Raw genomic sequence first — 22,950 nt, 5'->3', positions numbered from 1 at the left:
ATTCTTGTTCTCCATGGCCCGAACCTCAACCTGCTGGGCACCCGTGAGCCGCAGGTCTATGGTGCCACCACCCTGGAGCAGATCAACGCCGGCCTGGCCGACCACGCGGCCGCCCGCGGCGCCACACTGACGGCCTTTCAGAGCAACCACGAAGGCGTTCTGATCGACCGCGTGCACGCCGCCCGCACCGACGGCACGCAATTCGTCATCATCAACCCCGGCGCCTTCACGCACACCAGCGTCGCCTTGCGTGACGCCTTCGCCGGCGTGGCGCTGCCCTTCATCGAAGTGCACCTGTCCAACGTCCACCGGCGCGAGCCCTTCCGCCACCATTCCTATTTTTCCGACCTGGCCGAAGGCGTCATCGTCGGACTGGGGGCCATGGGCTACCGCCTGGCGCTGGACGCGGCCCTGGAGCGCCTCGGCGCACCGGCGGCCTCATCCCGCGGCTGAACGCCCCGAACCACCCATCAACATCCCCCGTCCAGGAGCCGACCCGGTGACCCGGACGACGCACCACACCCGGGCGTACCCCGCCCGCCGACTTTGCTGGAGAGAGCCAACATGGACTTGCGCAAACTGAAAACCCTGATCGACCTGGTGTCGGAATCGAACGTGTCCGAACTGGAGATCACCGAGGCCGACGGCAAGGTCCGCATCGTCAAGGCCGGCGCCCAGCCGGTGGTGATGACCATGCCGGTGGCCCAGGCCGCGCCTGCTGCGGCTGCCCCTGCCGCCGCTGCAGCACCCGCTGCACCGGCCGCCGAGGCCGCGCCTGCTGCCCCGGTCGAAACCGGCCACGTGGTCAAGTCGCCGATGGTCGGCACCTTCTACCGCGCCTCGTCGCCGGGCGCCAAGGCGTTCGCCGAAGTGGGCGACACCGTCAAGGCCGGCCAGGCCGTGTGCATCATCGAAGCCATGAAGATCATGAACGAGATCGAAGCCGACAAGGACGGCGTCATCTCGAAGATCCTGGTCGAGAACGGCCAGCCGGTTGAATACGGCCAGCCCCTGCTCATCATCGAATAAGGGCAGGCCCCAGCCATGTTCAAGAAGATCCTGATCGCCAACCGCGGCGAGATCGCGTTGCGCGTGCAGCGCGCGTGCCGCGAAATGGGCATCCAGTCGGTCGTCGTCTACTCCGAAGCCGACCGCGATGCCAAGTACGTCAAGCTGGCCGACGAGGCCGTGTGCATCGGCCCGGCCCCCTCGGCGCAGAGCTACCTGCACATGCCGGCCATCATCTCGGCCGCAGAAGTGACCGACGCCGAGGCCATCCACCCCGGCTACGGCTTCCTGTCCGAGAACGCCGACTTCGCCGAGCGCGTCGAGCAGTCCGGCTTCACCTTCATCGGCCCCACGCCCGAATCGATCCGCCTGATGGGCGACAAGGTCTCGGCCAAGCAGGCCATGATCAAGTCGGGCGTGCCCTGCGTGCCCGGCTCGGACGGCGCCCTGCCCGATGACCCGAAAGAAATCATCCGCATCGCCCGCTCGGTGGGCTACCCGGTGATCATCAAGGCCGCCGGCGGCGGTGGCGGCCGCGGCATGCGCGTGGTGCACACCGAAGCCGCGCTGATCCACGCCGTGCAGACCACTAAGGCCGAGGCCGGTGCCGCGTTCGGCAACCCCGAGGTCTACATGGAGAAGTTCCTGGAGCATCCGCGTCACGTGGAAATCCAGATCCTCGCCGACCAGCACAAGAACGCCGTGTGGCTGGGTGAGCGCGACTGCTCGATGCAGCGCCGCCACCAGAAGATCATCGAAGAGGCGCCGGCCCCCGGCATCCCCCGCCGCCTGATCGAGAAGGTGGGCGACCGCTGCGCCGCCGCCTGCAAGAAGATCGGCTACCGCGGTGCGGGCACCTTCGAGTTCCTGTACGAGAACGGCGAGTTCTACTTCATCGAGATGAACACCCGCGTGCAGGTGGAGCACCCCGTCACCGAGCTGACCAGCGGCGTCGACATCGTCCAGATGCAGATCCGCGTGGCCGCCGGCGAGAAGCTGCCCTTCACGCAACGCCAGGTCGAGTCCCGCGGTCACGCCATCGAGTGCCGCATCAACGCCGAAGACCCGGTCAAGTTCATCCCGTCGCCCGGCCGCATCACCATGTGGCACCCGCCCGGTGGCCCCGGGGTGCGCGTCGATTCGCACGCCTACACGAACTACTTCGTGCCGCCCAACTACGACTCGATGATCGGCAAGATCATCGTGCACGGTGACACCCGCGAGCAGGCCCTGGCCCGCATGCGCACCGCGCTGTCGGAAACCGTGGTCGAAGGCATCCAGACCAACATCCCGCTGCACCGCGAGCTGATGGTCGACGCCAAGTTCATCGAAGGCGGCACCGACATCCACTACCTCGAAAACTGGATGGCCGCGCGCAAGCGCTGATGGGCCCTTCTTCGCAGCACCGACATGCCCCTGTTTGAACTCACCCTGCTGGCCAAGGAGGCCGAAGTCGACACCCTGAGCGATGCGCTCATGGAGGTCGAGGCCCTGTCCGTCTCGGTCGAAGACGCCGATGCCGACACCGAGCACGAAGAGGCCCTCTGGGGTGAGCCCGGCATGCCGGTGCCGCGCGAGGCGTGGCAGCGCTCCACCATCAAAAGCCTGTTCCCGAGCGAGACCGAGGCGCTGGAAGCCGTCACGCTCATCCTGGCCCAGGACTGGGCCACCGACATCCACGTCCAGGGTATCCAGCCCGTGGACGAGCAGGACTGGGTGCGCCTGACCCAGTCGCAGTTCCAGCCCGTGCCCATCACCGACACGTTCTGGATCGTGCCGACCTGGCACGAGGTGCCGGCCGCAGCCACCGTGGCGATGCGACTGGACCCGGGCCTGGCCTTCGGCACCGGCACCCACCCGACCACCCGCATGTGCCTGAAGTGGATCGCGCAGAACGCGTCGGCCTACCAGGGCCAGACCGTGCTCGATTACGGCTGCGGCTCCGGCATCCTGGCCATCGGCGCCCTGCTGCATGGCGCAAAGTGGGCCGATGCGGTCGACATCGACCCGGCTGCGGTCGAGGCCACGCTGGCCAACGCCGAAGCAAACGTCGCTCACCTGAAGGACGCGAACGGGGGCCTGCCGCTGCTGGTCGGCCTGCCCGATCTGGTGGGTGAGGCGAAAGGCGCCTACCCCGTGGTGCTGGCCAACATCCTGGCCACCCCGCTGAAGATGCTGGCGCCACTGCTGGCCGGACACGTGGCCGCCGGTGGTCATCTGGTGCTGGCCGGCATCCTGGCCCGCCAGGAGCAGGAGCTGAAGGACGCCTACGCCGAAGTGGGCCTGCAGTTGCAGGTCGCCAACGCGGAAGAGGGCTGGATCCTGATGACCGCCTGCAAGGCGGCGTGATTCGGGCCAAAACGGTGGCATAAACGAAGGCGTCATGAGCCTCGCCACCCGTTGCACCCACTGCGGCACCATCTTCAAGGTCGTTCAGGACCAGCTCAAGGTCTCTGAGGGCTGGGTGCGCTGTGGGCGCTGCAACGAGGTCTTCCACGCGCTGCCCACGCTGTTCGACCTCGACACCGAACCGCCGCCCCCGCGCAGCGGGCTCACCCCGCGCTCCAGCCCGGCGCCTGCGCCGACGGCGGTGTCGGGGCCCGCGGCCGAGGACCTCCCGGCCTTTCTGACGCGGCGCAGCGTGGACGCGCCGCCACCCGAGCCGGACGCGGAGCCCGCCGTGGCGCCAGCGTCGCCCCCCGCTTTCGCGCCGACCTTTCCGGCCACCTTCGCGCCGACCCAGCCACACGACCCCGCGGATCTGCCGGGCGAGCCCGCCCCCTTTGTGCCACCGCCCACCGCGCCCGCCGTCACCCGGCTGCCCGATGCGGACGACCTGCTCGATCCGCCGCTGCCCGCCTGGGCGCGCCACAGCGCCTTGCACGACGCGCTCTCCACCGACCCGCTGCCGACCGCGCCGGCCACCGACTTCGAGCTGGACACCGAGGTGGGCCTGGAGCCCGACGCGGGCGACAACGCCCAGGCCATCGAGCCCGAGAGCACGCGGCCAGAGCCGGGAACGGCGCCAGCCATCGACCTCGACCTGCTGCCCGAGCCCGCGCCCCCGTGGGCCCGGGCCGACCAGGCGGATCACCTTCAGGTGGACTTCGACCCGCCGCGCACCGACGAAGCCGACGCGCTCGACTCACGTTACCTGATGCCCTCGTCGCGCAGCGAGCGCAAGCTGCCGCGCCGCCGGGCCACCGGGCCCGAGTTCGCCGACGCCGAGTTCCCCAACGATGCGATGCTCGATCTGGACGCCGACTGGGCGCCCTCCGAGCCTGCGGCCGATCTGCAGGTCGAGCCGGCCGCCCCGGTGACCGCCAGACTGCCTGAGACCGCAGCCAGTCCGCTCGCCACCGCGTCGGCGCTGGCGGACAGCGGAGCAACCCTGGCCGCCTCGTCTGCCGGCGACAGCGACTTCGTGCCCGAGCAGCCGGTGCCTCCGCCCAGCCAGCGCAGAACGCGCCCCAGCTTCCGCCGCCGGGACACGGCAGGCGTCACTCCGGAGTTCATGAAGCGCGCCGAGCGCCAGGCCATCTGGCGCCACCCGGCCACGCGGGCGGCCCTGGGCGTGGTGGCCACCGCGCTGGGGGCCACCCTGGCGCTGCAACTCACCCACCAGTTCCGCGACGTCATCGCCGCCCACCACCCCGCCACCCGGCCCTACCTGGAAGACTGGTGCGCCATGGCCGGATGCCGTCTGGCGCCCCCGTTGCGGCTGGATGACCTCCAGGTCGAAAGCGCCACGCTGGTGCGCGCCACGTCCGAAGGGGCGCAACGCTACCGGCTGGCTGTGGTCGTGCACAACCGCTCGCCGATCGGGCTGGCCTGGCCCCACGTCGACCTGACGCTGACCGACAGCAACGGCGCCGTCGTGGCCCGCCGCGCCTTCGCGCCCGACGAGGCCCGCTGGCTCGACACCGCCGAGCCGCGCACCGACAGCCCGAAACGCCCTCAGGGCCTCGGCGCGCTGCCGCCCGCCGCCCCGCCCGGCCGCAGCACCACACTGTGGTGGGACGTCAAAGTGACGGCGCTCAGCCCCGCCGGGTACACCGCTGAGCTCTTCTATCCCTGATACGCTGTCAGGCTTTGCTCGACCGGCACCGCGCGTGCCGCCCCGTTTCCGATTCGGAGAAATGCGATGTCCGTCCTGATCTGCGGCTCCCTGGCCTTTGACACCATCACCACCTTCCCGGGCCGCTTCGCCCAGCAGATCCTGCCGGAACAGGTCCACATCCTGAACGTGTCCTTCCTGGTGCCCTCGCTGCGCCGCGAGTTCGGCGGCTGCGCCGGCAACATCGCCTACAGCCTGCACCAGCTCGGCGGCGCGCCGGTGGTGATGGCCACGCTGGGCAGCGACGGCCTGCCCTACCGCCAGCGCATGCAGCACTGGGGCGTGCGCATGGACCACGTCCGCACGGTCGATGACAGCTACACCGCCCAGGCCATCATCATCACCGACCAGGACAACAACCAGATCACGGCCTTCCACCCCGGCGCGATGCAGCAGGCCCACATCCAGCGCATCGACGCCGACCCGACGATCCAGCTGGCCATCATTGCCCCCGATGGCCGCGACGCCATGATCCAGCACGCCGAGCAACTGCAGGCCGCCGGCATCCCCTTCGTGTTCGACCCGGGCCAGGGCCTGCCGATGTTCGACGGCGACGAGCTCAAGCGCTTCGTGTCGCAGGCGACCTGGGTGGCCGTCAACGACTACGAGGGCAAGATGCTGGCGGAACGCACCGGCCAGAGCCTGGCCGAGCTGTCGAAGTCGCACCTGAAGGGCCTGATCGAGACGCTGGGCGCCGATGGCTGCAATGTGTGGATCCAGGGCGAGAAGACCCACGTGCCGGGCGTGAAGGCCGCCGCCGTGGTCGACCCCACCGGCTGCGGCGACGCCTTCCGCGGCGGCCTGCTCTACGGCCTGTCGCAAGGCTGGGACCTGGTGAAGTCGGTGGCCCTGGCCAACCGCATCGGCGCCATCAAGATCGCCGCCGCCGGCCCGCAGAACTACACGCTCGACCGCGCCGCGCTCGGCGTGTGATCCCCCGCGAGGGTGAACCGCGCCGACCGGGTTTCTGACCGATGATGGCGGCCCGTTTCACCCCCCGTGGAGACCGCTTCTTGACCTCGCTCTTCGCCTGCCGCCTGCGCGCTGCCGTGCGGCTGGCTGCCAGCACCGTGTTCGCACTCGCCGCCGCGCTGCCTGTGGCCCACGCCGGGCTGTTCAGCTCGAACCGCAACGGCAGCCCCGCCGGCGTCACGCTGGCCACCTGGAACATCGCGTGGCTGATGACGCCGTGGACGCACGAGGAGCTGGCCGCGCGCTGCGTGCGCCAGCAGCCCGGCAGCCGCGAACGCGCCCTGCCCTGCACGCCGGGCCGCACCCCGCCGCCGCGGCGCACCACGACCGATCTGGACGCGCTCGCGCGCCACGCCGACCTGCTGCGCACCCGCGAAGACGTCGACCTCGTTGCCCTGCAGGAAGTCGATGGCCCCGAGGCGGCCCGCCAGGTGTTCCGCCAGGGCTGGCGCGTCGACTGCTTCGTGCAGCGCGCGCACCCGCAGAAGGTGGGCTTTGCCGTCCGTGACGGCGTGCCGTACCGCTGCAATGGCGACCTCACGACCCTTGATGTGGACGGCACCAGCCGCGCCGGCGCCGACATCAGCCTGTGGCCCGGCACCCCGCGCGAGGTGCGCGTGCTGGCCGTGCACCTCAAGAGCGGCTGCTTCACCGGCAAGCTCGATCGCAGCTTCGGCCCGTGCCAGCGCCTGCAGCAGCAGGTGCCGGTGGTCGAAGCGTGGATCGACCAGCGAGTTCGCGAAGGCGTGGCGCTGGCCGTGCTGGGCGATTTCAACCGCCATCTGGCCAAGGACGCGCGCTTTCCGGCCGGCCCGGACGAGACCGCGCCGCTGAACGTGATCCAGGCCTGGAGCGACCAGCAGCCCCCCGGCGCCGAGCTGCTGCGCGCCACCGACGGCCAGCCCTACCTGCCATGCGATGCCGAAGACACGCACAACCAGTACATCGACGACATCCTCATCGACCGCCGACTGGCCGACCGAAACAGAAACAGGCGCTTTGCGCGCCTGCCGTATGAAGCCCGGGATCAGGGCCGGACGCTGTCCGACCACTGCCCGGTGATCTGGTCGCTCAGGCCCTGAGCCTGAAGCAACCGGCCGATCAGGCCTTGCCCTGCGAGGCCACGGCGGCCGCGGCCTTGGCGGCGGCTTCGGCGTCACCCAGGTAGTAGCTCTTGATGGGCTTGAGGTCAGCGTCAAGCTCGTACACCAGCGGGATGCCGTTGGGGATGTTCACGCCCACGATGTCGGCGTCACCGATGTTGTCGAGGTACTTCACCAGCGCGCGGATCGAGTTGCCGTGGGCGGCAATGACGATGCGCTGGCCGGCCTTGATTGCCGGGGCCAGCGTGTCGTTCCAGCACGGCAGCACGCGGGCCACGGTGTCCTTCAGGCACTCGGTCAGCGGGATCTGCTCGGGGTTCAGCTTGGCGTAGCGCAGGTCCTGGCGCTGGCCGCGCGGGTCGTTGGCTTCCAGGGCCGGCGGCGGGGTGTCGTAGCTGCGGCGCCAGATCAGCACCTGCTCGTCCCCGTACTGCTTGGCCATGTCGGCCTTGTTCAGCCCCTGCAGGCCGCCGTAGTGGCGCTCGTTGAGGCGCCAGTCCTTGACGACCGGCAGCCAGGTGCGGTCCATCTCGTCCAGGCAGTAGTTCAGCGTGTGGATGGCGCGCTTGAGCACCGAGGTATAGGCCACGTCGAACTCGTAGCCTTCGGCCTTGAGCAGCTTGCCCGCGGCCATGGCCTGCGAGATGCCGGTGGGGGTCAACTCCACATCGGTCCAGCCGGTGAAGCGGTTTTCCAGGTTCCAGGTCGATTCGCCATGGCGAATCAGCACGAGCTTGTACATGTGGTCGTCCCGAGTGAAGGTCAGCCTGCGATTTTATAATCCGCCGTTGCCCGCGCCACCCTGGACCGCGGGGCCCGAACCGGCGCCACCGTGCGCCCGAAAGAACACACGCATGACTTCCTCGAGCTTCCTGGCAGACAACTGGTACTGGATCGTGGCGGCCGTCGGCTCCGGCGGCATGCTCGCGTGGCAGCAGATCCAGGGCGCGGCCGCGTCAGGCCTGTCGCCGTCGGCCGCAGTGCTGATGGTCAACAAGGAAAAGGCCCAGATCATCGACGTGTGCGAGCCCACCGAGTTCGCGGCCGGCCACGCCGTGGGCGCCAAGAACGTGCCGCTGGGCCAGATCGCCTCGGGCAAGGGCCTGCCTTCGAACAAGAAGACGCCGCTCGTGGTGATGTGCGCCACCGGCGTGCGCGCCAACAAGGCCGTGGCCGAACTCAAGAAGCTGGGCCACGAGAACGTGCAGCCGCTGGCCGGCGGCCTGCGTGCCTGGCGGGAAGCCAACCTGCCGGTCGAGAAGGCCTGACACGGCCGAGTCCCCACTGCGCAGGCGGTCTTGCGCTCGGCGGGACAATACGGACACCGTCCACTCCCAGCGGGCCTGAGCCCCACGCTGCCATGCAAGCCGTCAAGATGTACACCACCCAGGTCTGCCCTTACTGCCAGCGGGCCAAGATGCTGCTCAAGCAGCGCGGGGTCGAGGCCATCGAGGAAATCCGCATCGACGTGGACCCGGCCCAGCGCGACCAGATGATGGCCATCACCGGCCGCCGCACCGTGCCACAGATCTTCATCGGCGACACCCATGTGGGCGGCTGCGACGACCTCATCGCGCTGGACCAGAAGGGCGGCCTGCTGCCGCTGCTCAACGGCTGACCCTGTCAGCGTGACGCCGAGCCGCACCTCGCTTGGGGGCCCTCGGCGCAAACCCGCAGCCCCCCTGCCACGGCGACGTCACGCGCCTGGTCCATAATCGTTGTCGAACTTCTGGCTTGGTATCGACGCACGCTTGCGTGGCATCCAGCCCGAGCAACCGACCCTTTTATCTGGACCATCCATGAGCGACCAAGCCGCACAACCGTCTTTTGCCATCCAGCGCATCTACCTGAAGGACCTGTCCCTCGAGATGCCCAATGCACCGCAGGTGCTGCTGGAGCAGGGCCAGCCCCAGGTCGATGTGCAGCTGAACCTGCACGCCGAGCCGGTCACCGACGGCATCTACGAAGTGGCGGTGACCGCCACCGTGACCACCAAGGTCAACGACAAGACCCTGTTCTTGGTGGAAGCCAAGCAGGCTGGCCTGTTCGAGATCCGCAACATCCCGCAGGAACAGCTGCAGCCGATCATCGCGATTGCCTGTCCGCAGATCGTCTACCCCTACCTGCGCGCCACCGTGGCCGACGTCATCAACCGCACTGGCTTCCCGCCCGTGCACCTGACCGAAGTCAACTTCCAGGCCATGTACGAAGCCCAGCTGGCCCAGGCCGCTGGCGACCAGGCCGCCAACGCCTGACCGCGTGGCGATGAACCTCACGGTTCAAGACCTCGCCGCCCCGGACACGCCCTCGACACCCGGCCCGTCGCTGACGGTGCTGGGTGCCGGCGCGTGGGGCACTGCCCTGGCCATCAGCGCGGCGCGGCACAACGCGGCCGTGCGCCTGTGGGCGCGCGATGCCACCCAGGTGGCCGAGATGCAGGCTGCGCGGTGCAACACCCGTTACCTGCCTGAAGCCCCCTTCCCCGACGCCCTGCAACTTGAGGCCGATTTCGACGCGGCCATCGCGCCGTGCCGCGGGGGACGCGGGCTGGTCATCATCGGCACGCCGATGGCCGCGCTGGGCAGCATGCTGCAGCGCCTGCCCGACGACGTGTCGGCGCTGTGGCTGTGCAAGGGCTTCGAGAAGGGCACCGGGCTGCTCGGCCATGAGGTCGCGCAGTCGCTGCGCCCCGGCCTGCGCTGCGGCGTGCTCTCCGGCCCGAGCTTCGCGCGTGAAGTGGCCCTCGGGTTGCCCACCGCGCTGGTGGCCGCCGCGGCCGACGCCACGCTGGCCGAACAGGCCGTGTCGGCCTTCCACTCCGACAGCCTGCGCGTCTACACCTCGGCCGACCCGGTCGGCGTCGAGGTGGGCGGCGCGGTGAAGAACGTGCTCGCCATTGCCACCGGCATCGCCGATGGCATGGAGCTCGGCCTCAATGCCCGCGCCGCGCTCATCACGCGGGGGCTGGCCGAGATGACGCGCCTCGGCCTGGCCCTGGGTGCGCGGGCTGACACGTTCATGGGCCTGTCGGGCCTGGGCGATCTGGTGCTGACGGCCACGGGCAGCCTCTCGCGCAACCGCACAGTCGGCCTGCAGCTGGCCACGGGCAAGCCGCTGGCGCAGATCCTGAGCGAGCTGGGCCACGTGGCCGAAGGCGTCTACAGCGCCGCCACGGTGTGGCAGCGTGCGCAGGCGCTGGGCGTGGCCATGCCGATCACCGAGGCGGTGGTGGCCGTGCTGGAAGGCCGACAGACCCCGCGCGAAGCCGTGGGCGCACTGATGCGCCGCGAAGCGAAGGCCGAAGGCAGCAACGCCTGACGCCCTTTCGGGCGGCGGCCGGTGCCAAGACCGGTCTCAGGCCCCGCCCGCGTAGCCGTTCTGCCGCCAGGCCTCGAACACCGCCACGGCCACCGCATTGCTCAGGTTCAGGCTGCGCTGCCCCTCGCGCATGGGCAGGCGCACGCGCTGGGCCGGGGCAAAGGTGTCGCGCAAGGCGGGCGGCAGGCCGCTGGTTTCGCAGCCGAACACCAGCCAGTCGCCCGGCTGCCAGGCCGGCTCGTGGAAGGGCCGGCTGCCGCGCGTGGTGAAGGCAAACATCCGCGCGGCGTCGGGCCGCATGGCCGCCAGGAAGGCGGCCCAGTCCGCGTGCCGCTTCACCTCGGCGTACTCGTGGTAATCGAGCCCGGCGCGGCGCAGCAGCTTGTCGTCCATCGAAAAGCCCAGCGGCTCGATGAGGTGCAACTCGCAGCCGGTGTTGGCCGCCAGCCGGATGACGTTGCCGGTGTTGGGCGGGATCTCGGGGTGGACGAGGACGATGCGGAACATGGGGCGCGATGATACGCGCGCCGCTCAGGTGCCGGTGGCCTGGCGGAAGGCCATGATGGCCTGGTTGCGCAGGGTGCGTAGCAGCGACAGGGTCTGCTCGTCGAGCACGAGGCTGTTGGCCTCGGTCTTGTCGGCGTAGATCAGGCCGAGCACGGCGTCGGGCTGGCCGGCCCGCTTGAGCACCAGCGGCATCAGCAGGAAGGTGGGCGCCTGCACGCGCTCGCGGAACCAGGTGGGCAGCCGCGGGGCGATGGCCGGTGCCGCGGCGTCGGCAATCAGCGTGTCGACGTTGCGCAGGCACACGGCGGCAAACAGGTCGGGCGTCTCGCCCCGGGCGTGGACCAGCGGCACGCGGAAGGCATTGCGCACCACGTCGCCGCCCTCGCCCAGCGCCAGCCGGCCCTGCAGTGCGGCGGCGCGCGGGTCGCGCAGGCAGAAGAGCACGCGGCGGCAGTCGAGCGCGCGCAGCATGGTCTCGAGGATGACCTGCAGCACTTCCTGCAGCTGGAACGGGCCGGTGAGCACGCTGGTCACATCCTGGATGCCGCTGCCGAGGATGCTGATGGCATCGTGCGCCTCGGGTGGGCTGGCGGGCAGCGCGCCGTCGTCCGGCGACTCGGTCAGGCCGAGCGCTTCGGGGGTGGGCCCCGCCCCCACGGCCTCGCCCTGCGGCGCGTCGACGTACCAGACGTCAAGCAGGCGCTCGGCGGGCGAGCCACCGGGCACGGTCATGTTGAGCGCGTCGGTGAGTTCGCTCATGCGGCGGCGGGCGCGGCCGGCAGCGGCCTGCAGCTCGCCGGATGCCATCTCGAGCGGCACCTGGAAGCGCGCCTCCAGCGCCTGCAGGCGTGGCGCCAGGTCGACCGGCTCGGTCTTGAGCATCACGTCGGCTGCTTCGTTGGCCAGGCTGGCGAGCCACCAGACGCGGTCAGGCCGCCCCGCGAGCGGCAGGTTGGGCACGGTGTCGCCCGGGTCCACGATGCAGGCGAGCAGGGCGTCCGGCAGGCTCCAGAGGCGCCCGACGCTCACCCCGAGCTGGTTCAGCCCCAGCCCCAGCACGCGCCGCGCGGCCGCTTCTTCCGAGAGGGGCGGCTGGCCGTCAGGCCCGCCCTGCATCAGCTGGCCGATCTGCTCGGCGTCATCCGGCAGGTAATACGCCACCAGCAAGGGCCCGAGGTTGCGGAACAGCGCGCCCACGAAGGCCGCCTCGGCATCGTCCCGGCGGGTGCACAGTTCGCTGGCCAGCGTGCCGGCCATGACCACGCGCAGAAAGGCCTCCTTCAGCTGCTGGGCGTGGGCCTTGTCCGGCATGTGTTCCAGCAGCATCAGCGACAGCGCGAGGTTGCGCACGCCGGCCAGCCCGATCAGGCTCACGGCCCGCGACACGGTGCTGATCGGGTCGCTGTCGGCACGGCGGTAGCGCGCGGTGTTGACCAGGCGCAGCAGCTTGTGGGTGAGGGCCACGTCCTGCAGGATGCCGTCGCACAGGGTCTGCAGGTTCTCGGTCTCGGAGTCGGACAGGGCCTGCACCCGGGTGACCGCCCCGGAGAGCGCCGGGAAGTCGCTCTTGTGGCGCATGCGCCGCAACAGGTAGTCCAGCGTGAGGTGGGCTTCGCGCAGGGCGTTGGATTCGGGGGTGGAGTCGGCCATGCGGTGGCTCAAGCGATGAGCTTGTCGATGGCGCCCTGCAGGCTCTCCGGGCGGGTGACGGGCGCGAACCGGTCCACCACCTGGCCTTGCCCATCGAGCAGAAACTTGGTGAAGTTCCACTTCACGCCTTCACTGCCCAGCAGTCCGGGTGCGGCCTGCTTCAACGCCTGGTAGAGCGGGTGAGCGCCCGCCCCGTTGACCTCGACCTTGGCGAACATCGGAAAGGTCACGTCGTAGTTCAGGCTGCAGAAGGACTGGATCTCGGCCTCGTCGCCCGGTTCCTGGTGACCGAACTGGTCGCAGGGGAAGCCGAGCACCACCAACCCCTTGTCCTTGTTCGCACGGTACAGCGCCTCCAGGCCCTTGTACTGCGGTGTGAAGCCGCATTTGCTGGCCACGTTCACCACGAGCGTGGCCTTGCCCAGGAAATCGCCCAGGGGACGGGTCTGGCCGTCGATCGTGGTCACCTGGATCTCGGAGAGGGGGCGCATGCGGGCTCCTTGGGGGGGCGGGATCGGACAGTCACGGATGGTAACGGAGTGTGGGCGTGCGCGCCCCTGCCGGCGTCCCGGGTGTTGGCCCGGCGCGGCAGCGTCGATCCTAAGATGGCCTGCACTGGAGGTGCCCCGATGGCCGCTGCGCGTTCGATTGCCTCGTTGACGCTGGGCTTCGGCCTGGTGTCGATTCCGATCAGGCTGTACTCCGCCACCGACTCGGGTGCGTCGGTGCGCTTTCACCTGCTTGCGCCCGACGGGTCGCGGCTGAAGCAGCAGTACGTCTCTGAGCAGACGGGCAAGGTGGTGCCGCGTGACCAGATGATGAAGGGCTACGAGGTCGAGAAGGACCAGTTCGTGCTGTTCAAGCCCGATGAGCTGAAGCGCCTGGAAGAGGCCGCCAGCCACGTGATCGACATCGTGGCCTTCATCCCGGAAGGTGCGGTCGACCCGCTGTACTACGACAAGGCCTACCTGCTGGCCCCCGACAAGCGCGGCGGCAAGCCCTATGCGCTGCTGGTGGCCGCCATGCGGGAAAGCGGCCAGTGCGCGCTGGCGCGTTGGGCCTGGCGGGCCCGCCAGCATGTGGTGCAGGTGCGCGCCATCGAAGAGGGCCTGGTGCTGCAGCAACTGCTGTACGCCGACGAGGTGCGGTCGCTGAAGGACCTGGAGATCGAGCAGGTGGAGGTGGCCCCCTCGGAGTTGAAGCTGGCCCTGCAGCTGATCGACCAGATCTCGACCGACCGCTACGACCCGACGGCCTTCGAAGACGAGGAACGCAAGCGGGTGCTGGCGGCGATCGACGAGAAAATTGCCGGGCGGCAGGTTGTGGCGTCGGCACGGGGCGAGGACGCGCCTCAGGGTGGCCAGGTGGTGGACCTGATGGCCGCGCTGCGGGCCAGCCTCGGCAAGCCGACCGCCGCCCCGAAGGAGACCGCCCCGCCTGCGCGCAAGGCGGCAGGCGCCGAGGCGGACAACGTGACCCAGCTCGACGCGGGCGCCCGCAAGGCGCCGAAGCGCGCCGCCCGGTCGACCGCCCCCGAAGCCGCGCCGGCGCCGCGCAGCCGGGCGCGCAAGTAAGTGCCAGGCCGCGACACCACATTCAGCCTCAGGCAGGCGCAGGACCTGGTCGGCGTGTCGCGCGCCGTGATCGACGCGCTGATCGACGCCGGTTTCGTGACACCCGCAGCCAGCACGTCGCGGGGCCGGCGGCTGTCGTTTCAGGACCTGATGCTGCTGCGCACCGCCCACGCGCTGCGGCAGGCCCGTGTGCCACCCCGGCGCATCGTGGGCGCGCTGCAGCGGCTGCGGGCTGCCCTGCCCCAGGCCCTGCCGGTGACGGGCCTGCGCATCTCGGCGGCCGGTGGCCAAGTGGTCGTGCGCGACGCACAGGGCGACTGGGAGCCAGAGACCGGTCAGCAGCTGCTGGCCTTCGAGGTGACGCCCACGCCGTCCGGTCGCCTGGTGATCCTGCCTCGCCCGCAGCCGGACGACGATGTGGCCACCCTGTTCCAACGGGCCGTGGCACTCGAAGCCGTCGACCCGCCCCGGGCGGAAGCGGCCTACCGGGCGGCCTTGGCGCGCGAGCCCGATCACCTTGACAGCCTGCTCAACCTGGGCGCGATGCTCTGCGAGCAGCGCCGTTGCGGCGATGCCGTGACCCTGTATGACGCGGCACTGGCGCGGCAACCCGATGTCGCATGGCTGCATTTCAACCGGGCGATTGCACTGGAAGACCAGGGCGACGTGGCGCATGCAGCGCTGGCCTATGCGCGCAGCCTGGAGCTGGACCCGGCCCTGGCCGATGCGCACTTCAATCTGGCCCGACTGCTGGAACTGGCCAGCGACCACCAGGGCGCCATCAGGCACCTGAACGCCTACCGGCGGCTCACCACCCGCGAGGGCGAGCCGTGAAGCCCGCTGCCGACCCGCTCTCGCGCTATCGCGCCAAGCGCGACTTCGAGCGCACGGAAGAACCGCCCGGCGATCCCGGGCGCTCCGGCAGCCGCCTGGGCTTCGTCATCCAGAAGCACGCGGCCACCCGGCTGCACTACGACTTCAGGCTGGAGCTCGACGGCGTGCTGCTTTCCTGGGCGGTGCCCAAAGGGCCGAGCTATGACCCCAACGAAAAGCGCATGGCCATCGAAGTCGAAGCTCATCCATTGAGCTATGCCCGGTTCGAAGGCCGCATCCCTCCGGGCCAGTATGGGGCGGGCACCGTCATCGTGTGGGACGAGGGGTGGTGGACGCCCGAGGGCGACCCGCGGGAGGCGCTGCAGAAGGGCAAGCTCGTGTTCACCTTGCATGGCCAGAAGATGCAGGGCCGGTGGGAGTTGGTGCGCATCGCACGCGGCGGCGAGCGCCAGCCGCCGTGGCTGCTGTTCAAGAAGCGCGATGCGCACGCCCGCACGCATGCCGAGTTCGATGTGGTGTCGGCGTGGCCGGACAGCGTGCTCGCCCACCCCCTCTCCGAGGCCGATCGCTGCGCGGTGTTTCCGGCCGTTCCAGCGGCTGCGCCGACGGCGCCTCCCGTTCGGCAGGGCCACGCAGCTAGCTCCGACGATCCGCCCTCCCCGGGCAGCCTGCCGGGCGCGCGCAAGGCTGCGCTGCCCACCACCCTGGCGCCCCAGTTGGCCACGCTCGCGTCGGCGCTGCCGGCCGAAGGCGAATGGCGGTGCGAGCTCAAGCTGGACGGCTATCGCCTGCTCATCCGCATCGCACGCGGGCGGACCCAGCTGCTGACCCGCAGTGGGCTCGACTGGTCTGATCGCATGCCGCATCTGGTGACGGCGTTCAACGCGCTCGCCCTGCACTCCGGATGGCTGGATGGCGAGATCGTGGTGCTTGGTTCGCAAGGCACGCCCGATTTCCACGCGCTGCAGAACGCTTTCGACGCCGGCCGGCGCACCGGCGACATCGTCTGCTTCCTGTTCGATGTGCCCTACGCCGATGGCCACGATCTGCGGGCGGTGCCCCTCAAGGCGCGGCGGGCCTGGCTGCAGGCGCTGCTGACGGCCCACGCCACCCAGCACGACGAAGGCCTGCTGCGTTTCAGTGCCGATTTCGACGCGCCCGTGCAGACGGTGCTGGGCACCGCCTGTGCGCTCGGCCTGGAAGGGGTGATGGCCAAACGCCAGGATGCCCCCTATGTGTCGGCGCGCACGGAAACGTGGCTGAAACTGAAGTGCCGCCAGCGCCAGGAGTTCGTGGTGTGCGGCTACGCTCCCCGCAGCGACGACCCGGACCGCGTGGGCGCCCTGCTGCTGGGCGTGCACGACGCGCAAGGGCGGCTGGTACCGGCCGGCAACGTGGGCACGGGCTGGAGCGCCGAACAGGCGCGCGCGCTGCGCCAGCGGTTGGCCCCGCTGGAGATGCCCAGCCCGCCCTTCGACGGCCAGGCCGTGCCCGAAGCCGGCACGCAGATCGGCCGGCGCACCGGCCGCAAGCGCCCGCCCACCCGCAGCGAAACCGAGGCCCGGTGGCTGCGGCCTCAACAGGTGGCCGAAGTGGCGTTCAGCGCCTGGACGCCCGATCACCGCATCCGGCACGCCACCTTCATCGCGCTGCGCGACGACAAGCCGGCGCAGGCCATCGTGCGCGAGCACCCCCGCCTCCCCGCCGCACCGCCGGCCACGGCACGCCCGCTCAAGGTCACCCATGGCGAACGGGTGCTCGACGCGGCCTCGGGTGTCACGAAGCTCGACTTGGTTCGTTACTACGCGGCCGTGGCCGACCGCATGCTGCCGCACCTGCAAGGCCGCCCGTGCGCCCTGTTGCGCGCCCCTGAGGGCGTGGGCGGCGCGCTGTTCTTTCAACGACACGGCGGCCCCGGCCGCGCACCGGAGTTGACCGAGCTGGACCCGGCCCTGTGGCCGGGTCATGCGGCGCTGCTTTCCGTGGATCACCCCGAAGCGCTGGTGGCCGCCGCGCAGTGGAATGCCATCGAGTTCCACACCTGGAACGCGCCCGCCCGCCACATGGACCGCCCGGATCGCATGGTGTTCGACCTCGATCCTGGCGAAGGCACAGCCTGGCCGCAGGTGCAGGAAGGCGCGCTGCTGGTGCGCACCCTGCTGGAGGAACTGGGCCTGGCCTGCTGGCTCAAGACCAGTGGCGGCAAGGGCCTGCATGTGGTGGTGCCGATCGTGCCGCGCTGGCCGCACGAGGTGGTCAAGGCGCTGTCGAAGGCGATGGTGCAACACCTCGCGCGCACGCTGCCATCGCGCTTTGTGGCGCGCAGCGGACCGGCCAACCGCGTGGGTCGCATCTTCGTCGACTACCTGCGTAACGGCCATGCCGCCACCACCGTGGCCGCCTTCTCGGCCCGCGCGCGGCCCGGCCTCGGCGTGTCGATGCCGGTGGCGTGGGACGACCTGCCGAGCCTGCGCAGCGGCGCACACTGGACGGTGCAGACCGCGCGCGAGCACCTGTCCTTCCAGTCGGTCGACCCGTGGGCCGACTACGCCCGCACGCCTCAGGCGCTCGATGGCGCCATGGCTGCCATGGGGTTGCCCTCGGCGCCCGCGGCATCCTGAGCGGCTTCTGCCCCGACTGCCAGCAGCGGCAGCAGGTGGTGTGGCTCGTTGAGCAGGTGCAGGCGCTGTGCATCGTCCAGCGCCTGCGGGCCGTGTGCCTGTGCGGTCGCAACCCATTGCTGGCGTGCCGCACGGCGTGCCCCTGCGGTGCGGGTGCGAACAGACTGGCTCATCACCTGAGCCAGCAGCACGGGCTGGCGCAACAGATCCAGCCAGCGTGGTTGCGGCCACGGTGTGCGCGCCAGTGCCCACGCGCGCTTCAGCACCGCGGGGGTCCAGCGCTCTTCGGGCGTCAGCAGCCAGCCCCGTCGGCGCCAGCGTTGGCCCACGTCCGGACGGCTTGTCCACACTGCGAGGGGCGCAGCCAGGATCAGCGGCACGGTCAACGGCAGCACGATGGGCAGCGAAGCCGGCGCACCAAACGCCAGCGCCACCACCACGCCCGCGGCCGCCAGTGCACCAGGCCAAAAGGCGCGCCACGCCAGCCGGTGCGGCACGGCCTGGGCATCGCGTGGCGGCGAACGCCATTCGATGGCCCAGCCGGTGAGCGCCGCCAGCACGAAGCCGGTGTGCGCCACCATGCGGATCGGTGCATAGAGCGCCGACAGCAGCATCTCCAGCACCACACCCCGCGCCAGGCCCCAAACCCCACCCAGCCGCCGCGCTTCTTCGGAACGCGCCACGGCCCAGGCGCCCATCACGCGCGGCAACACCAGCATCACCACCATCGTGATCCACAACAGGCGGGCACACAGCGCGGCGCCCGGCTCGATGTCGGGCAGTGGCACACCCAGGTTGAGCCACAGCCCCAGCATCACGAAGCCCAGCCAGAGCGGCGCCGACAGGTAGGCCATGGCCCCGGTCAGCAGCATGGCGCGGTGCGCCGGATGCAGGCCCGGCTCGGCCACCAGACGCAGGTTCTGCAGGTTGCCCTGACACCAGCGGCGGTCCCGGCGGAGTTCCTCGACCAGATCGGGCGGCACCTGTTCGTAGCTGCCGCGCAGGTCGGACACCATCCACACGTGGAAGCCGGCGCGGCGCATCAGCGCGGCCTCGACAAAGTCATGCGACAGGATGTCGCCCGAGAGCCCGCCCCGCCCCGGCAGCGGTGCGAGCGCACAGTGCTGCATGAAAGGCGCCACGCGCAGGATCGCGTTGTGCCCCCAGTAATGCGCATCCCCCAATTGCCAGTGCTGCATGCCGAGCGTGAAGAGCCGCCCCGTCACGCGGGATGCGAACTGATGCGCCCGCGCATGCAGCGTGTCCTGCCCGCAAGGCTGGGGCGCCGTCTGGATGATGCCGGCGTCAGGGTGGGCCTCCATCAGGCGCACCAGCGTGACCAGCGCCTCGCCGCTCATCACGCTGTCGGCATCCAGCACCACCATGTAGCGATGGCGCCGGCCCCAGCGGCGACAGAAGTCGGCCACGTTGCCCGCCTTGCGGCGCGTGCGGTGCTGACGCCAGCGATAGTGCAGCCGTTCCGCAAGAGCCACGTCGACGCGGGCGACCGCCGTGCGCAGCGCGGCAAACGCCGACAACTCGGCCACCCGGACGTCCGGGTCGCTGCTGTCGGACAGCACGTACACGTCGAACAAGGAGGCCTCCGGCTGGGCAGCCAGCGACTCGACAATGGCCTGCAGCCCGCCGAACACCGCGCCGATCGCCTCGTGGCGGATGGGCATGACCAGGGCCGTGCGAGCATGGGGGTCGACTGATCGGGCCGGCAGACTGGCCACCCGCAAGGCATGCCGGTCGCCATGCCGGAAGGCATGCAGCCCCATCAGCGCGGTGGCAAAGCCGGCCATCACCCAGGCAAACAGCAAAGCGAACATCAGCACATACACCGTGCTGGCCCACGGCGCGGCCTCGAAGGGCTGGGCCGGCAGGATCAGCATGGTGGCCAGGGCCGTGCCCAGGGCGATCGACTCGGCCAGCTTCCTGCGGCGTTCGCTGGCGGCCTGCTGCCACGGCAGCGCCGCCTGCCACGGAATGTCGGTGGAGGCAAACGGGGCGCGCCACGAGCCGACGACCGGCCAGCGCATGGCGCCATCGGCCCCGCCTGCACGCCAGGTCATCACCCCGCCGGTGCGGGTGTCCAGCCATTGCCGCAATTGAGGCCACACCCCGCGCCAGGGGTGAACGGGCATGCTGCTGCGCTGCAAGGGGGGCGCGGTACCGCGCTGGGTGGGGGCGTCGTTCATGGCGTCGGAAGCTGCGTGGTCCATGTCTCGGTCAGGGCGTCGCCGCCCCGTCTCAGAAAAGCGCGCAGCTCGACCGGCTGCGTGGGATGGGTGCGACGGACGCGCAGCGTCATGCGCCAGGCGCCGCCGGGTTCGTTGCGGAACGCGTGTTGTTCGAGCAGTTCACCGCCCGCCCCCACGCTGGCCACGGCCTCCACACGGGCTGTGGGCGGCAGGCCCTCCAGCGCCGGCCCGGTGAAGTCGACGACGTACTGCGTCTCGCCGTCCGGCAAGGGCGCCCAGCCGCGGCCCAGTCGGGTCTGCCGTGCCCAGCCGGCCGGAGGCAGGTGCGTCTTTTCCGCTTCCCAGTGCAGGCGATAGGCGAAGTCCAGAGGCTGCCCCACCGCTGGCATCGCTTGCGGCACCCAGTACGCGACGATGTTGTCGTGGGTTTCGTCAGGTGCGGGCAACTGGACGAGCTCGACGCGCCCAGGGCCCCATTGGCCCAGCGGCTCGACCCACACGCTGGGCCGACGCTCGTAGCGGGCCTCGGGGTCTTCGTAACTCGCAAACTGGCGATCACGCTGCATCAGCCCGAAGCCGTGCAGCCGCGTGGCCTGGAAGGCGTTCACCTGCACGCTGTTCGGGCGGCGCAAGGGACGCCAGAGCCATTCGCCCGGCTGCCCGTCCGGCGTGGCCAGCGCCACCTGCAAGCCGTCGGAGTCATGCACTTCGGGACGGTAGTCCTCCGGGTGCGGCTGGTTCTCGCCCGACACGAACATGCTGGTCAGCGGCGCAATGCCCAGCGTCGCCACCGGCTGCCGCAGGAACAGTCGCATGCGCACGTCCACCGTCGTCGTCACACCGGGGCGGATGTCGAAGCGGTAGGCGCCGGTCACCCGCTTCGAATCCAGCAGCGCATACGCGGTCAGCGTGGTGTCGCGCGGCCCCGGGCGTTGCACCCAGAAGCGCGTGAAGCGCGGAAACTCCTCGCCCTGCCCGCCCACCGTGTCCACAGCCAGCCCGCGCGCCGACAGGCCGTACTGCTGACCCTTGCCCACGGCGCGGAAGTAGCTCGCACCCAGAAAGGCGATCACCTCGTCCTTGTAATCCGGCCGATTGACGGCGTAGTGCGCGCGCCAGCCGGCGAAGCCGATGTCGCCCCAGGCCTGCGGTTGCAGTCGGTTGCGCCCGAAATCGAAGAGCTGCGCACGGTAGGGCACCGGCACCACCTGCCGCGGCGCGATCTCCTCCACCGTGACAGGCGCCTGGTGGTAGCCGCCCAAGTGGAAGAACATCAGCTCGAATGGCAGGGCCTCGCTGCGCCAACGCGCCTGGGCCGGTCGGAAACGGATGTCCCGAGTCTGGTCATAGTTGAGGGCCTGCAGCGCGGCAGGCAAGGCCTTGGCGGGCGACTCGGGCTCATGAGGCTTGCCCGCGAGCGCGCGGGCCAGGGTCGACACATCGTCGAAGCCGAACACGGGAGGCGTCGACTGCGCCTGGGCTTTCGGGGCCAGCGCGGCAACCGACAACAACATGGCACCCCACAGGGGCCTGATGGACAGGGAGGTTTTGGGTTCTGACATCGCTTGTGGAAACAGGGCGGCAGACCGCACACGCGGTCGGCTTGGCAACGGGCGTGCCTGGCTCAAGACCAGTCAGCCGGGTTTCTGTACGACGTCAGGGGGCAGGGGAAGATTCCGCGATGCTGCGAAGGGATGCAGCGCTTACATCTGCAGAGGGCCGCGCGCCAGTTGGACACGGAAAGAAAAAAAGCCCTTGGCGATTCCGCTGTGAAGTTCGCTGATTGATGGCCGGGAATTAGCCATTACGTGGCGGAATTTCTCGCTTCCGGCGAGGGCAGAAGCACCCGGGCAAGGCAATTCTTGGCTGACTTTGCAAGAGCTCAAGCATTACGTGGCGAAACTTTCAGCATCAGGTAAGTCATTGATTCCAAAGGCCTCCTCGCGCAAGTTCGGGCAGACATTCTCAGCACCCTGCGCGCGCTCCTGCCCTCTGATGTGAAGTTGCGCCAAGTTATGCGATAACAATGCTGACAAGGTCGCTATTGGAGAGATCGCCGTGATGAGGGGGCAGCTTGAATGATCTCCTGCGGCTGGTAAATTCGGCACACAAACAAACTCGGGGACTTGCATGCGGCCATTTATCGTGATTGGCGACCAGACCGACCACGGCGGTGTGGTCGTCGGTTCCACACAAACAACAGACACGTTCGGCAAACGACTTGCACGAGTGGGCGATCAAGTCACCTGCCCGAAGAAGGGGCACGGCACCACAGTGATCGTGACCGGTGACCCGACCATGATCGTGGACGGCGCTCCTGTGGCCCGGCACGGAGACAAATGCGCTTGCGGTGCCACGCTGATTGCAAGTCAGTTTCTGTCCGGTGCCAACGAAAGCGGCGGTAGCGGTGCCTCCTCATCCCGAGGCAACTCGACACAATCAGCCCGGAGCGAAGCAGCCGCATCCCCCTTCACCGTCGTCGCGGCCTTTGATGACAGGCTTCAGTTGATTGACGACGACTCAGGCGCCCCACTGGAGTACGCCATCAAGCGCGCATCTGGTCAAATCGAATACGGCACAACGGACGATCAAGGGCATACACACCTGCTGTCATCCACCGCATCTGCGGAAGCCGTTGATATCTATGTCTGAGAACGAGCCATGACCAGCACCGTTACCTCGCCCAACGGCAAGACACTGCACCGCCGCGCCACGCACACCACGACGCCCAAGGAAAGCGCCGAGACAAAGGTTATCCTCGTTCAGATGGCGCAGCAGAAGCGCGTTGAAGAGAACCGTGAGTGCCTCAAGAACGCCAACGTCAAAGCATTCTTGGCCATGATCGGCAAGTCTGAGGGCGGCGACTACCATGCCAAGTACGGCTCATCGCCCGACGACAAGGTCATTGATCGAAGGTTCTACCCGCCAGATCCCGATGAGGTGGATGCCAGCAAGCTACCGCGTGTTGCCATGGGGCTGAAGCCAGGGATGCCCTTCTTCTCTGCAAGAAGGGTCATTCTTAGAAGCAGCTGGCGCCCGCTT

Annotated in this window: 20 protein-coding genes and 2 pseudogenes; 16 read left to right on the top strand and 6 right to left on the bottom strand. The window is 69.5% G+C overall.

Going from position 1 to position 22,950, the window contains the following annotated elements:
- From aroQ to Q0Z44_RS14805, 7 genes are all read left to right on the top strand, one after another.
- Nucleotides 1–453, top strand: a 453-nt coding sequence (gene aroQ / locus Q0Z44_RS14835; protein WP_298014113.1) for a type II 3-dehydroquinate dehydratase, incomplete at its 5' end; no start/stop codon positions are given.
- Between the two features lie 111 nt (nt 454–564).
- The gene (gene accB / locus Q0Z44_RS14830) at nt 565–1,029 is read left to right on the top strand and encodes an acetyl-CoA carboxylase biotin carboxyl carrier protein (protein WP_298014111.1); all 465 of its coding nucleotides are present in this window, start codon (nt 565–567) and stop codon (nt 1,027–1,029) included.
- 15 nt (nt 1,030–1,044) lie between these two features.
- Nucleotides 1,045–2,394, top strand: coding sequence for an acetyl-CoA carboxylase biotin carboxylase subunit (gene accC, locus Q0Z44_RS14825; RefSeq protein ID WP_298014110.1), 1,350 nt, complete (start codon nt 1,045–1,047; stop codon nt 2,392–2,394).
- Between the two features lie 30 nt (nt 2,395–2,424).
- The gene (prmA, locus tag Q0Z44_RS14820) at nt 2,425–3,357 is read left to right on the top strand and encodes a 50S ribosomal protein L11 methyltransferase (RefSeq protein WP_298014115.1); all 933 of its coding nucleotides are present in this window, start codon (nt 2,425–2,427) and stop codon (nt 3,355–3,357) included.
- Between the two features lie 34 nt (nt 3,358–3,391).
- Nucleotides 3,392–5,086: a DUF3426 domain-containing protein gene (locus Q0Z44_RS14815; RefSeq protein ID WP_298014108.1), complete on the top strand. Its 1,695-nt coding sequence runs from the start codon at nt 3,392–3,394 to the stop codon at nt 5,084–5,086.
- Between the two features lie 66 nt (nt 5,087–5,152).
- On the top strand, nt 5,153–6,058 hold the full coding sequence (locus Q0Z44_RS14810) for a carbohydrate kinase family protein (protein ID WP_298014106.1): 906 nt from the start codon (nt 5,153–5,155) through the stop codon (nt 6,056–6,058).
- A gap of 80 nt (nt 6,059–6,138) precedes the next feature.
- On the top strand, nt 6,139–7,179 hold the full coding sequence (locus Q0Z44_RS14805) for an endonuclease/exonuclease/phosphatase family protein (protein WP_298014105.1): 1,041 nt from the start codon (nt 6,139–6,141) through the stop codon (nt 7,177–7,179).
- Nucleotides 7,180–7,198: 19 nt separating this feature from the next.
- Here the strand turns inward: Q0Z44_RS14805 and gpmA are convergent, their stop codons facing one another.
- Nucleotides 7,199–7,942, bottom strand: coding sequence for a 2,3-diphosphoglycerate-dependent phosphoglycerate mutase (gene gpmA / locus Q0Z44_RS14800; RefSeq protein ID WP_109037562.1), 744 nt, complete (start codon nt 7,940–7,942; stop codon nt 7,199–7,201).
- Between the two features lie 112 nt (nt 7,943–8,054).
- Here gpmA and Q0Z44_RS14795 point away from each other — a divergent pair, with 112 nt between their 5' ends.
- The 4 genes from Q0Z44_RS14795 to Q0Z44_RS14780 all read left to right on the top strand — a co-directional run bounded on the left by Q0Z44_RS14795 (nt 8,055) and on the right by Q0Z44_RS14780 (nt 10,518).
- Entirely contained in the window at nt 8,055–8,468 is a 414-nt protein-coding gene (locus Q0Z44_RS14795) for a rhodanese-like domain-containing protein (RefSeq protein ID WP_109037563.1), read from the top strand.
- Between the two features lie 92 nt (nt 8,469–8,560).
- Entirely contained in the window at nt 8,561–8,818 is a 258-nt protein-coding gene (grxC, locus tag Q0Z44_RS14790; RefSeq protein WP_109037564.1) for a glutaredoxin 3, read from the top strand.
- A gap of 181 nt (nt 8,819–8,999) precedes the next feature.
- Nucleotides 9,000–9,455 carry a protein-export chaperone SecB gene (secB, locus tag Q0Z44_RS14785; RefSeq protein WP_109037565.1) on the top strand — a complete coding sequence of 152 codons (456 nt, stop codon included), beginning with the start codon at nt 9,000–9,002 and terminating at the stop codon, nt 9,453–9,455.
- A 10-nt stretch (nt 9,456–9,465) separates the two neighbouring features.
- On the top strand, nt 9,466–10,518 hold the full coding sequence (locus Q0Z44_RS14780; protein WP_298014098.1) for an NAD(P)H-dependent glycerol-3-phosphate dehydrogenase: 1,053 nt from the start codon (nt 9,466–9,468) through the stop codon (nt 10,516–10,518).
- Nucleotides 10,519–10,554: 36 nt separating this feature from the next.
- Here the strand turns inward: Q0Z44_RS14780 and trmL are convergent, their stop codons facing one another.
- The 3 genes from trmL to Q0Z44_RS14765 are packed head-to-tail and all read right to left on the bottom strand — an operon-like array spanning nt 10,555 to nt 13,166.
- Nucleotides 10,555–11,025 (bottom strand): tRNA (uridine(34)/cytosine(34)/5-carboxymethylaminomethyluridine(34)-2'-O)-methyltransferase TrmL, encoded by a 471-nt coding sequence (gene trmL / locus Q0Z44_RS14775; protein WP_109037567.1) that lies wholly within the window; start codon nt 11,023–11,025, stop codon nt 10,555–10,557.
- A gap of 24 nt (nt 11,026–11,049) precedes the next feature.
- Nucleotides 11,050–12,675 (bottom strand): HDOD domain-containing protein, encoded by a 1,626-nt coding sequence (locus Q0Z44_RS14770; protein ID WP_298014095.1) that lies wholly within the window; start codon nt 12,673–12,675, stop codon nt 11,050–11,052.
- Between the two features lie 8 nt (nt 12,676–12,683).
- Entirely contained in the window at nt 12,684–13,166 is a 483-nt protein-coding gene (locus tag Q0Z44_RS14765; protein WP_298014092.1) for a glutathione peroxidase, read from the bottom strand.
- 138 nt (nt 13,167–13,304) lie between these two features.
- On the opposite strand from Q0Z44_RS14765, the gene Q0Z44_RS14760 reads away from it, so the two are divergent.
- From Q0Z44_RS14760 to ligD, 3 genes are read left to right on the top strand one after another with little or no spacing between them, the layout of a single operon-like run.
- On the top strand, nt 13,305–14,249 hold the full coding sequence (locus Q0Z44_RS14760; RefSeq protein WP_298014089.1) for a Ku protein: 945 nt from the start codon (nt 13,305–13,307) through the stop codon (nt 14,247–14,249).
- A complete protein-coding gene (locus Q0Z44_RS14755) occupies nt 14,250–15,083 on the top strand; it encodes a tetratricopeptide repeat protein (RefSeq protein WP_366517631.1) in 834 nt (277 codons plus the stop codon).
- Entirely contained in the window at nt 15,080–17,704 is a 2,625-nt protein-coding gene (gene ligD, locus Q0Z44_RS14750; protein ID WP_298014084.1) for a DNA ligase D, read from the top strand. The genes Q0Z44_RS14755 and ligD overlap by 4 nt, the downstream gene beginning before the upstream one ends.
- Here ligD and mdoH read toward each other — a convergent pair.
- On the bottom strand, nt 17,644–19,929 hold the full coding sequence (mdoH, locus tag Q0Z44_RS14745) for a glucans biosynthesis glucosyltransferase MdoH (protein WP_298014081.1): 2,286 nt from the start codon (nt 19,927–19,929) through the stop codon (nt 17,644–17,646). The genes ligD and mdoH overlap by 61 nt on opposite strands.
- Nucleotides 19,902–21,422, bottom strand: a complete 1,521-nt coding sequence (locus Q0Z44_RS14740) for a glucan biosynthesis protein G (protein ID WP_298014078.1) — start codon at nt 21,420–21,422, stop codon at nt 19,902–19,904. The genes mdoH and Q0Z44_RS14740 overlap by 28 nt, the downstream gene beginning before the upstream one ends.
- 616 nt (nt 21,423–22,038) lie before the next feature.
- Between Q0Z44_RS14740 and Q0Z44_RS14735 the strand changes: the two are divergent.
- Both Q0Z44_RS14735 and Q0Z44_RS14730 read left to right on the top strand, forming a co-directional pair.
- A pseudogene (locus Q0Z44_RS14735) lies at nt 22,039–22,296 on the top strand (PAAR domain-containing protein); the annotation flags it as partial.
- 273 nt (nt 22,297–22,569) lie between these two features.
- Nucleotides 22,570–22,950, top strand: a pseudogene (locus tag Q0Z44_RS14730) (hypothetical protein); the annotation flags it as partial.

Source organism: uncultured Aquabacterium sp., from assembly GCF_947366995.1.
Classification (GTDB): domain Bacteria; phylum Pseudomonadota; class Gammaproteobacteria; order Burkholderiales; family Burkholderiaceae_C; genus Aquabacterium.
Note: the sequence above shows the minus strand (reverse complement) of the source record. Positions and strands in the feature narration are given on the sequence as shown.

Excerpts from the sequence above, each read along its gene's own strand:
- accB (WP_298014111.1), top strand. The coding sequence starts at position 565 with ATGGACTTGCGCAAACTGAAAACCCTGATCGACCTGGTGTCGGAATCG.
- accC (WP_298014110.1), top strand. The coding sequence starts at position 1,045 with ATGTTCAAGAAGATCCTGATCGCCAACCGCGGCGAGATCGCGTTGCGC.
- Q0Z44_RS14815 (WP_298014108.1), top strand. The coding sequence starts at position 3,392 with ATGAGCCTCGCCACCCGTTGCACCCACTGCGGCACCATCTTCAAGGTC.
- Q0Z44_RS14810 (WP_298014106.1), top strand. The coding sequence starts at position 5,153 with ATGTCCGTCCTGATCTGCGGCTCCCTGGCCTTTGACACCATCACCACC.
- gpmA (WP_109037562.1), bottom strand. The coding sequence starts at position 7,942 with ATGTACAAGCTCGTGCTGATTCGCCATGGCGAATCGACCTGGAACCTG.
- Q0Z44_RS14795 (WP_109037563.1), top strand. The coding sequence starts at position 8,055 with ATGACTTCCTCGAGCTTCCTGGCAGACAACTGGTACTGGATCGTGGCG.
- grxC (WP_109037564.1), top strand. The coding sequence starts at position 8,561 with ATGCAAGCCGTCAAGATGTACACCACCCAGGTCTGCCCTTACTGCCAG.
- secB (WP_109037565.1), top strand. The coding sequence starts at position 9,000 with ATGAGCGACCAAGCCGCACAACCGTCTTTTGCCATCCAGCGCATCTAC.
- Q0Z44_RS14780 (WP_298014098.1), top strand. The coding sequence starts at position 9,466 with ATGAACCTCACGGTTCAAGACCTCGCCGCCCCGGACACGCCCTCGACA.
- trmL (WP_109037567.1), bottom strand. The coding sequence starts at position 11,025 with ATGTTCCGCATCGTCCTCGTCCACCCCGAGATCCCGCCCAACACCGGC.
- Q0Z44_RS14770 (WP_298014095.1), bottom strand. The coding sequence starts at position 12,675 with ATGGCCGACTCCACCCCCGAATCCAACGCCCTGCGCGAAGCCCACCTC.
- Q0Z44_RS14765 (WP_298014092.1), bottom strand. The coding sequence starts at position 13,166 with ATGCGCCCCCTCTCCGAGATCCAGGTGACCACGATCGACGGCCAGACC.
- Q0Z44_RS14760 (WP_298014089.1), top strand. The coding sequence starts at position 13,305 with ATGGCCGCTGCGCGTTCGATTGCCTCGTTGACGCTGGGCTTCGGCCTG.
- mdoH (WP_298014081.1), bottom strand. The coding sequence starts at position 19,929 with ATGGACCACGCAGCTTCCGACGCCATGAACGACGCCCCCACCCAGCGC.
- Q0Z44_RS14740 (WP_298014078.1), bottom strand. The coding sequence starts at position 21,422 with ATGTTGTTGTCGGTTGCCGCGCTGGCCCCGAAAGCCCAGGCGCAGTCG.